The 8,891-nt window shown below is 65.0% G+C and carries 8 protein-coding genes and 2 pseudogenes; 7 read left to right on the top strand and 3 right to left on the bottom strand.

Annotated elements, in window-relative coordinates:
* Positions 1-69: 69 nt before the first annotated feature.
* Positions 70-960, bottom strand: a complete 891-nt coding sequence (locus tag YO9_RS0108870) for a bifunctional methylenetetrahydrofolate dehydrogenase/methenyltetrahydrofolate cyclohydrolase (protein WP_016997162.1) — start codon at positions 958-960, stop codon at positions 70-72.
* 2 nt (positions 961-962) lie between these two features.
* Positions 963-2,248: pseudogene (gene glyA, locus YO9_RS0108865) on the bottom strand (serine hydroxymethyltransferase).
* 282 nt (positions 2,249-2,530) lie between these two features.
* Here glyA and YO9_RS17685 point away from each other — a divergent pair.
* The 5 genes and pseudogenes from YO9_RS17685 (at position 2,531) to YO9_RS0108855 (ending at position 6,471) form a co-directional block, all read left to right on the top strand.
* Positions 2,531-3,442, top strand: coding sequence for a beta-phosphoglucomutase family hydrolase (locus tag YO9_RS17685; RefSeq protein WP_223286313.1), 912 nt, complete (start codon positions 2,531-2,533; stop codon positions 3,440-3,442).
* Complete coding sequence (locus YO9_RS17680; protein ID WP_223286312.1) at positions 3,331-4,521, top strand: glycoside hydrolase family 65 protein; 1,191 nt, start codon at positions 3,331-3,333, stop codon at positions 4,519-4,521. The genes YO9_RS17685 and YO9_RS17680 overlap by 112 nt, the downstream gene beginning before the upstream one ends.
* Positions 4,407-5,554 (top strand): annotated as a pseudogene (locus tag YO9_RS17675) (glycoside hydrolase family 65 protein). The gene YO9_RS17680 and the pseudogene YO9_RS17675 overlap by 115 nt, the downstream one beginning before the upstream one ends.
* Complete coding sequence (locus YO9_RS17670) at positions 5,473-5,880, top strand: glycosyl hydrolase family 65 domain-containing protein (RefSeq protein ID WP_016997160.1); 408 nt, start codon at positions 5,473-5,475, stop codon at positions 5,878-5,880. The pseudogene YO9_RS17675 and the gene YO9_RS17670 overlap by 82 nt, the downstream one beginning before the upstream one ends.
* Before the next feature lie 39 nt (positions 5,881-5,919).
* Positions 5,920-6,471, top strand: a complete 552-nt coding sequence (locus YO9_RS0108855; protein WP_031272968.1) for a gamma carbonic anhydrase family protein — start codon at positions 5,920-5,922, stop codon at positions 6,469-6,471.
* A gap of 93 nt (positions 6,472-6,564) precedes the next feature.
* Here the strand turns inward: YO9_RS0108855 and YO9_RS0108850 are convergent, their stop codons facing one another.
* On the bottom strand, positions 6,565-6,798 hold the full coding sequence (locus YO9_RS0108850; RefSeq protein ID WP_016997158.1) for a hypothetical protein: 234 nt from the start codon (positions 6,796-6,798) through the stop codon (positions 6,565-6,567).
* Between the two features lie 397 nt (positions 6,799-7,195).
* Here YO9_RS0108850 and YO9_RS0108845 point away from each other — a divergent pair, with 397 nt between their 5' ends.
* The gene (locus tag YO9_RS0108845; RefSeq protein WP_016997157.1) at positions 7,196-8,203 is read left to right on the top strand and encodes a hypothetical protein; all 1,008 of its coding nucleotides are present in this window, start codon (positions 7,196-7,198) and stop codon (positions 8,201-8,203) included.
* The gene (locus tag YO9_RS0108840; protein ID WP_223286311.1) at positions 8,185-8,841 is read left to right on the top strand and encodes a VWA domain-containing protein; all 657 of its coding nucleotides are present in this window, start codon (positions 8,185-8,187) and stop codon (positions 8,839-8,841) included. The genes YO9_RS0108845 and YO9_RS0108840 overlap by 19 nt, the downstream gene beginning before the upstream one ends.
* The last annotated feature ends 50 nt before the right edge of the window (positions 8,842-8,891 follow it).

Here is an 8,891-nt window from a genome sequence, read left to right as displayed (position 1 = left end):
GCTGCCCAGTGGGCGGCGCGGCGTCGGCGTTTCGCGTGGTCCGGGATCGTTACGCGAGGAGGTCCCCTGCTACTTGAGGATGCCCTCGGCACGTTCGCAGGACTCGACCACGTTGACCAGCAACATGGCACGAGTCATGGGGCCCACCCCACCGGGGTTCGGTGAAAGCCACGAGGCCTTCTCCGACGCGGCGGGCTCGATGTCACCCGTGAGCTTTTTCTTGCCCGTCTCGGGATCTTCGATCCGTGAGACGCCCACGTCCAGGAGCACGGCGCCGTCCTTGATCTGGTCGGCCTTGATCATGTGCGGTCGGCCGGCCGCCGCCACCACGACATCCGCCTGGGCGAGCAGCTCGTCCAGATTCTGCGTGCCCGTGTGGGCCAGCGTGACGGTTGCGTTGATTTCGCGGCGGGTCAGGAGCAGCCCGATGGGGCGGCCCACGGTGACACCGCGACCTACCACCAGAACATGCTTGCCCTGGAGCTTCACGCCGTGACGATCCAACAACTCGATGATCCCGGCGGGAGTGCACGGAAGCGGCGAGGTCATGGGCTCACTGACGTTGAGCACCAGGCGCCCCAGGTTGGTGGGGTGCAGCCCGTCCGCGTCCTTGGCCGGATCGATCCGTTCCAGAATCGCGTTCGTGTCGATCTGGTCGGGAAGCGGCAGCTGCACGATGTACCCGGTGCAGGCCGGGTCCTCGTTCAGCTCGTCGATGACCTTCTCGAGGTCCGCCTGTGAGACGTCCGCGGGCAGTTCCTTGCGGATCGAGGAGATCCCCACCTGCTCGCAGTCACGGTGCTTACCCGCCACGTAGGAGTGCGACGCCGGGTCGTCACCGACCAGCACCGTGGCCAGTCCGGGGACGCGCCCCTTCTCGGTCAGCACCTTGACGCGCTCGGCCAGTTCGGACTTGATGGCGGCCGCGGTGGCCTTGCCGTCCAGGATCTGAGCGGTCATCCTCACCATTCCTCGAGGCCGGGGTACAGCGGGAACTGTTCGGTCAGGGCGTCCACGCGCTTGCGCAGGGCGTCCACGTCCGCACCGGGTTTGAGGGCTGCCGCGATCACGTCGGCGACCTCTTCGAATTCCTGCGCGCCGAAGCCGCGAGTGGCCAGCGCGGGAGTACCGATGCGCAGACCGGACGTGGTCATGGGCGGGCGGGGATCCCACGGAACCGCGTTGCGGTTCACGGTGATGCCGGCCTGGTGCAGCAGATCCTCGGCCTGCTTGCCGTCCAGCTCGGAGTTGCGCAGGTCCACGATCACCAGGTGCACGTCGGTGCCGCCGGTCAGAACGGACACACCGTGCTCGGCCACATCCGGTGCGTTCAAGCGCTCGGCGAGGATCTGGGCGCCTCGATGGTGCGGCGCTGACGATCGGCGAAGTCCTCGGTTGCCGCGATCTTGAAGGCCACGGCTTTGCCCGCGATGGCGTGCATGAGCGGGCCGCCCTGCTGGCCCGGGAACACTGCGGAATCGATCTTCTTCTTGAATTCTTCGGTGGACAGAATCACACCGGAACGCGGGCCCGCCAGTGTCTTGTGCACGGTGGAAGTGGTCACGTGCGCGTGGGGCACCGGATTGGGGTGCAGGCCTGCGGCCACCAGACCGGCGAAGTGAGCCATGTCGACCCACAACTTGGCGTCCACTTCATCGGCGATGGAGCGGAAGGCCTCGAAGTCCAGCTGACGCGAGTACGCGGACCAGCCGGCGACAATCACCTTGGGGCGGGCCTGCAGTGCGGTCTCGCGCACCTTGTCCATGTCGATGCGGTAGCTCTCGGGATCCACCTCGTACGCGGCAATGTTGTAGAGCTTGCCGGACACATTGATCTTCATGCCGTGGGTCAGGTGCCCGCCGTGGGCCAAGGAGAGGCCCATCAGGGTGTCACCGGGCTGCATGAGCGCAGCCATCACGGCGGTGTTGGCCTGGGCGCCGGAGTGGGGCTGCACGTTGGCGTGCTCGGCACCGAACAACTGGGTGGCGCGATCGCGGGCGAGGTTCTCCACCACGTCCACGTACTCGCAACCACCGTAGTACCGGCGTCCCGGGTAGCCCTCTGCGTACTTGTTGGTGAGCACGGAGCCCTGCGCCTCGAGAACGGCGCGCGGGGCGAAGTTCTCGGAAGCGATCATTTCCAACGTGGAGCGCTGGCGCCCCAATTCTTGATCGATGGCCCGTGATACGTCCGGGTCCACCTCGGACAGCGGCTGGTTGGTGACTGACTGTCCCAGAGATTCCGTCATGCTCCACCTTCTATTGGCGCGGGAGGGGGTCGCGTCCAGCATAGCCCCGAGACCGTTCGCAAGGATGTCGGTGCACAACTGTGTAAGAAACCACGCTCTACCCACTGGTACACGGGCCCGTATGCTCGTACACTTTTGAGGTTGCCTAGCACATCGACGTGAGGAACACACTGTTTGCGGGCTACTTTCCGTTTCACCGTGACGAGTGTTTCCTTAATATGTTCCTGACCCCCGAATGACCAGCTCGGATCGGCTCTGATCCGTCCAAGGAGATACTGCGCTGTGAACGTTCTGCCCACCGCCCCGTTCACCGCTTCCATGCCCCGGATCACTGAGGACCATGCTCCTTCAGCCCCGGTGGATGTGCTGCGGACCCGCTACTCAGCCGTCATCTTCGACATGGACGGCGTGGTCACGGACACTGCCAGCGTGCACGCGCGCGCGTGGCAGCAACTATTCGACGCCATTCTGGTCGACGAGCGCTTGGAGCCCTCCGAACCAGGAGGCGAGATCGACCGCTCCCCCTTCGATCCCCTGGGCGAGTACCGCACCTACGTTGACGGACGACGCCGCGAGGACGGCGTCCGCGCGCTGCTCGCGGCCCGCGGTGCCATGCTGCCCGAGGCGCGCAACGACGAAGAGCCCAAGGCCGGCGACTGGACCGTGCAGGGTCAGGCCGCCACCAAGGACGGCTTCTTCCACGCGGAGCTCAAGGAACACGGAGTGCGCATTTTCCCGCGCACAGTGGACCTCATCAAGCGCCTGCAGACCGCCGGCGTACCCGTGGGTCTGGTCACTGCAAGCCGCAACAGCGGCGTGGTCCTGGCCGCGGCCGGACTGTCTGAAATGTTCGACGAGATCGTGGACGGCAACATGGCCGCCCAGCAGAACCTTCCCGGCAAGCCCGCTCCCGACACCTTCTTGGAGTGCGCCCGACTGTTGAACGTGCCCGCCGACAACTCGGTGGTCGTCGAGGACGCGGTGGCCGGCGTGCAGGCCGGTGTCGCCGGTGGCTTCGGACTGGTCGTGGGCATCAACCGTGACAGCGCACGCGATCGGCTCTACCGCGCGGCGCGCACATCGTGCTCAACGACGTGGGAGAGCTGGACCTCGGTGCACTGCGCGATGACCCCTGGACCTTGGCCTTCGAGGGCTTCGACCCCGCGAACGAACCGCGCCGCGAAGCGCTGCTGACCCTGGCCAACGGCTACATGGGCGTGCGTGGCGCGGCCAGTGAATTCCCCGCGAACGACGTCCACTACCCGGGTACCTACCTGGCTGGTGTGTTCAACCGTGTGCAGAGCAACATCAACGGCCGCGATGCCGAACACGAGTCCATGGTCAACACCCCCAACTGGCTGCACCTGGACCTGCGCTTCGCGGAAGGTGAGTGGTGGTCGGAGGGCGGTCTGCACCCCTCCAAGGAACACGTGGCCCTGGATCTTCGCCGCGGCCTGTTGACCCGAACGCTGACACTGAGTGATCCGGAACCGCGTCCGGACGGCTCGATCCGCAGCTTGGACGTGGTGCAGCGGCGCTTGGTGTCCCTGCGGCACCGCCACCTGGGTGCTCAGGAAACCACTCTGATCCCCCACAACTACACGGGCCGGTTGCACGTGCGCACCGGCATCGACCCCACCGTGACCAACAGCGGTGTGGCCGAATACAAGGAGCTCAACTCCCACCACCTGATGCTGCTGGAGTCCACCACACTTCCGGACGAGCACGAAACGCTGCTCTCCCTGGTGCGGACGACTCAGTCCAAGATCGAGATCGCCATGGCTCAGCGCACCCGTGTGGAGAGCGAGGTCCCCAGCAGCGAGCGCCGCGAGGTCCGCCCGGGAGGCATCGAGTTCCGCCGCCACCTGATCCAGGTCTCTTCCGACCAGCCCGTGATCATCGACAGCACCACCGCGGTGGTCACCGGTCGCGACGCCGCCATCAGCTCTCCGCGCGAGGCGCCCTGGCCGAGTTGGACCGCACCCCGTTCGGCGTGCGCAAGCTGCTGGCATCGCACGAGATCGAGTGTGCCCGCCTGTGGGACCGCTACGAGGTCACGCTCGACGCCGCCGAGGACTCCGCGGAATCGCGCAGCACCCAGCTGGCCATGCGCACCCATTTGTTCCACACCGCTCAGACGCTGGCACCGCACCTGTCACTGCGCGACGCCGGCGTACCCGCCCGTGGTTTGCACGGCGAGGGCTACCGCGGCCACATCTTCTGGGACGAGCTGTTCATCCTGCCCGTGGTCAATATGCGCCACCCGCATGTGACCCGCTCCCTGCTGTCCTACAGGTGGCGTCGACTCGCATGGCGCGTCACCGTGCCCAGGAATTCGGCCTGTACGGTACGGCCTTCCCGTGGCAGTCCGGTTCGGACGGCAGCGAGGAGACTCCGCCGGAGCTGTACAACCACCACTCCCGTCGCTGGCTGCCGGATAATTCCTGGCGCCAATTCCACGTGGGCCTGGCCATCGCGTACAACGCCTGGGTTTACTACGAGTCCACCGGTGACATCGATTGGTTGTCCGGCCACGGCTCGGAACTGATCATCGGCATCACCCGATTGTTCGCGTCCCTGGCCGAGTACGACTCCCACGACGGCAAATACCACATTGCCGGTGTCATGGGACCGGACGAATACCACGACGGCCCCGCGGGTCAGCACGGTGGCGGACTCAAGGACAACGCCTACACCAACATTCTGGCGTCGTGGTTGTTCCGCCACTCGGCGCACATCTTCAACGACATGGTCGAGCACCAGCGCGAGGAACTCGAAACACGATTCGAGATCTCGAGCCAGGAGGTTCAGACCTGGTTGAACATGGCCAAGCACATGTACGTGCCGTTCAACTCGGACGGCACCATCTCGCAGTTCGAGGGCTACGACCAGCTCGAAGAACTCGACTGGGATTTCTACCGCACCAAGTACCACAACATCGGTCGCTTGGACTTGCTGTTGGAGAACGAGGGCGACCTCACCAACAACTACAAGCTGACCAAGCAAGCGGACACCATCATGTTGGTCTACCTGCTCGGCCCGGAGGGTCTGGTCGAAGAGCTCGAGCGCATGGGCTACTCGATCGACCACGACACCGTGCAGCGCACCGTGGACCACTACATCGCGCGGTCCTCCAACGGGTCTTCGCTGTCCCGCGTGGTCAACGCCGCGGTCCTCGCGTGGTTGGATCCGGACCGTTCATGGGGTTCCTTCCAGGACGCCTCATGGTGGACCTGGACGACACCCAGGGCGGCACCACCGGCGAGGGCATCCATCTGGGCGCCATGGCCGGTTCCGTGGACGTGATCACCCGCGCCTATGCCGGATTGCGCGTGCGCGGTGACTGGCTCGAGTTCCGCCCTACGCTGCCCCGCGAACTGCAGGCCGTGGACTTCACGGTGCTCTACCGAGGACAGGTCATCGAGGTCTCCATCGACCAGGACATTCTGGAGCTGGAAGGCACCTCGTCCAAGGCGGGACCCGTGACCATTCATGTGAACGGCGCCGAGTACGTGCTCAAGGGTGGCCAGAAGATCTCCGTGTCCCTGAAGCACCGAGCATCCCGACGTCCCGAGAAGGCCCTGGCCCGGCTGCGTCGCCAGTCCGTGTCTGACGGCAACGAGGCCCGCTAGGTCACGTTGCGCCCCGCACCGGTGGATAAACTGTGGTCCATGACGCACAGCGAATCCACCGGTGCAGCACAGCATCTTTCCCTCCCCTACGGCGACCATGAGCCCAAGGTCGCGGGCACGGCGTTCGTCGCTCCCAACGCGACCCTGATCGGCGATGTGGAGATCGGCCCCGGCGCGGGGGTCTTTTACGGCGCGGTCGTGCGAGGCGACCGCTCCCCCTTACGGCTGGGCGCGGACTCGAATCTGCAGGACAACGTCTCGGTCCATTCGGATCCTGGCCACCCCTGCACCATCGGTGAACGCGTGAGCGTTGGCCACGGTGCCGTGGTGCACGGCTGCACGCTCGAGGACGAAGTCCTCGTGGGAATGAACGCCACCGTTCTCAACGGGGCGGTGATCGGCACCGGAAGCCTGATCGCGGCGGGTGCCGTGGTCCTCGAGGGGACGCAGGTGCCACCCGGTTCCCTGGTGGCCGGTGTGCCCGGCAAGGTCCGCCGAGAACTCACGGACGATGAACGCGCTGCCGTTCGCAAGAACGCAGAGCATTACATGGAATTGTCCCGCGAACACCGGACGATCAACGGCCAGTAGCCCACACTCCGGGCTACGAACAGGCCCCCGGTTGCCTGAGCAACCGGGGGCCTGTTCACACTGAACGCGCCATGCGTTCGAGATGCTGCGGTACTAGCAGCTGGACTGCGCGGTGGCCTGACCGTGGCCCAGCAGATCCAGAGTGGGGTACGCCAAGAAGTTGATCGGCTGCGTCACCGTGTACGCCAAGCTGGTGAGGAAACCCTTGGGGCTGGAGAAGGTGTTGGAGTAGATGTTGCTGGCCGTAGAGGTGAAGTTGTTCAAGTCACCGATGTGGCTGTTGAAGTTCCGGTTGAAGAACGACCCGAACTCACCGGTGCCTGGCACGTGGGAACAACCCATTCCGAGTGCGACGGGTAGGTATAGCCCGGACCGAACCACGAGAAGGCCTGTGCCGGTGCGGCCGCACCGAAGGTCAAACCAGCAGCGACGACTACGGCGGCACCCGCACGTGCAATACGATTTTTCATGAGATCTTGCGCCCCCTAAAGCAGCAATGATGACGCCGAAGTCAACGGTCCGCCCAAGACTGTTCTCCCCGGCTGAGCACCTCCCTCGGGTCCTCAAGTTATAAGGTAGCCAACGCCTGATCGCGATCTACTCACAGAACTGTCCACACTTTGGTGGTCACTTGTCACCAATCACGGACACACGGCCTACAGTCCTTGGCCGAGCGGGCAATAATCGGTGGGACTGTCGTATCAATGGGCCCGAGGGAGACAGGATGAACGTCCAGAGCACGCGCCGTGCTCGGCGCGACGCCGAACGCACCCGTCGCAGCGGCCGCACTGCCCTGGCCGGTGGGCTGGCGATCCTGCTCTTGGGGGGCACGGGGCTGGGTTTCGTAGTTTTCGACAGCGAGCAACACGCCACCGGCCCCACCGTGCCGGCCGAGTGCGACACCACCCAGCGCGTACCCGTGGTCACGGATCAGACCATGGCCGACATCCTGAAGCAAAAGCCCGTCGATTCGCAGTCCTGCATCGTCCTGGACACCACCCGGCAGGGTGACGATCCCGATGACCACGCAGAACCCCAACAGGACATGTCGGCGGGGTTGTGGATCCCCACCTCGAGCGCAGTCTTCCCGACCACTTCGGAAACCAAACGTTTCACGATCCACACCGAGTCCCTGGCGACATCCTCACCAGTGGTCGTGGCCCCGGAACACACCAGGGACTTCACGACCTGGACGGACATCATCGGGGACAGCTCGGTCCTGATGGGCAATCCGCTCCGGGACAACGCGGCGCACGCGGCCGCGCGTTCCGCGGTGGCCGAGGTCCAGAACAACACGGCGTCCAAGCAGCAACTGACCCGCGCCATGATCGCGCGCACGGTGTCCGGGGAATCAGGTCAGGCCGCCTCCACCGAGGCCGAGCTACTCGAAAGCTCCGTGAGCCAGGAACGGATGGCGGTGGTTTCCGAGAAGGGGTTCCTGGATTTCGTGGAATCCCATCCCCAGGGTGATCAGGTTCGGGCCATGGTTCCCGGATCGGGCGCCTGGTTGTTGGACTACCCGCTCATGGTCCCGTCCGAGGCCGCGAGCCGTAACGAAACGATTGCTCAGGCCGCCGAGGAGATCGCCGTGTACCTGGATTCCGAGCGCGGACTACAAGTTCTGACCGACCATCACCTGCGCGGGGTCGATGGCCGACGGCTCGCGGACTCTCGCTCCGCCGCTGCCGCGCCCGTTTGGTCGTTCAGGACGAGATGCCTTGGCAGCGGTTGATGACCACGTGGTCCCGCCAAACCTCCGCCCACAACGCCCTGTACGTCCTGGATGCTTCGGAGAGCATGGGCCGGGAGAATCCCGAGGCCAATCGTTCCTACTGGCGCACCGCTGTGGATTCCACGGTGATCCGAACGCAATTCATTCCCACCCGGGATTCCATCGGTTTGTGGACCTCCACGGTCGCCGACGGCGCGGACAAGCCCTACCAGCAGTTGGTCCCGATCCGACGGATGGACGAGTACGTGGACGGAACCCCGCAGCGGAAGCAGATCCAGGATGCCCTGGCGAACGCGGAGCTGGCGGAAGACACCGGCTCAGGGTTGTATCGCACCGCCCTGGCAGCGTTCCGTGAAGTTCAGGACAACTACCGGGAGCAGGCCGTGAACTCCGTGGTGATCGTCAGTGACGGCAGCGATACGCACGGCAACGACGAAGAGCTCAATGAGCTGGTCCGTACCCTCAAGGAGGAACAGGACCGGGACAAACCCGTCTACATCGTGACCATGGCCATCACCGACGGCGACCCTCCCCAGGACCTGAGGGAGATCTCGGAGGCCACCGGAGGGACTTCGCACGCCGGTGACTCGCTGCAGGAGATCCAGGAGCGGTACCTGTACACACTTTCGGCGTTCTAGCTCGCCGCCCGGCCCCGAGTTTCCACGCCGAGGGCGCGGCACCCCGCTAG

It is taken from the genome of Kocuria atrinae C3-8 (assembly GCF_000286355.1).
In the GTDB taxonomy this organism is placed as follows: domain Bacteria; phylum Actinomycetota; class Actinomycetes; order Actinomycetales; family Micrococcaceae; genus Kocuria; species Kocuria atrinae_A.
Note: the sequence above shows the minus strand (reverse complement) of the source record. Positions and strands in the feature narration are given on the sequence as shown.

Excerpts from the sequence above, each read along its gene's own strand:
- YO9_RS0108870 (WP_016997162.1), bottom strand. The coding sequence starts at position 960 with ATGACCGCTCAGATCCTGGACGGCAAGGCCACCGCGGCCGCCATCAAG.
- YO9_RS17670 (WP_016997160.1), top strand. The coding sequence starts at position 5,473 with ATGGTGGACCTGGACGACACCCAGGGCGGCACCACCGGCGAGGGCATC.
- YO9_RS0108855 (WP_031272968.1), top strand. The coding sequence starts at position 5,920 with ATGACGCACAGCGAATCCACCGGTGCAGCACAGCATCTTTCCCTCCCC.
- YO9_RS0108845 (WP_016997157.1), top strand. The coding sequence starts at position 7,196 with ATGAACGTCCAGAGCACGCGCCGTGCTCGGCGCGACGCCGAACGCACC.
- YO9_RS0108840 (WP_223286311.1), top strand. The coding sequence starts at position 8,185 with ATGCCTTGGCAGCGGTTGATGACCACGTGGTCCCGCCAAACCTCCGCC.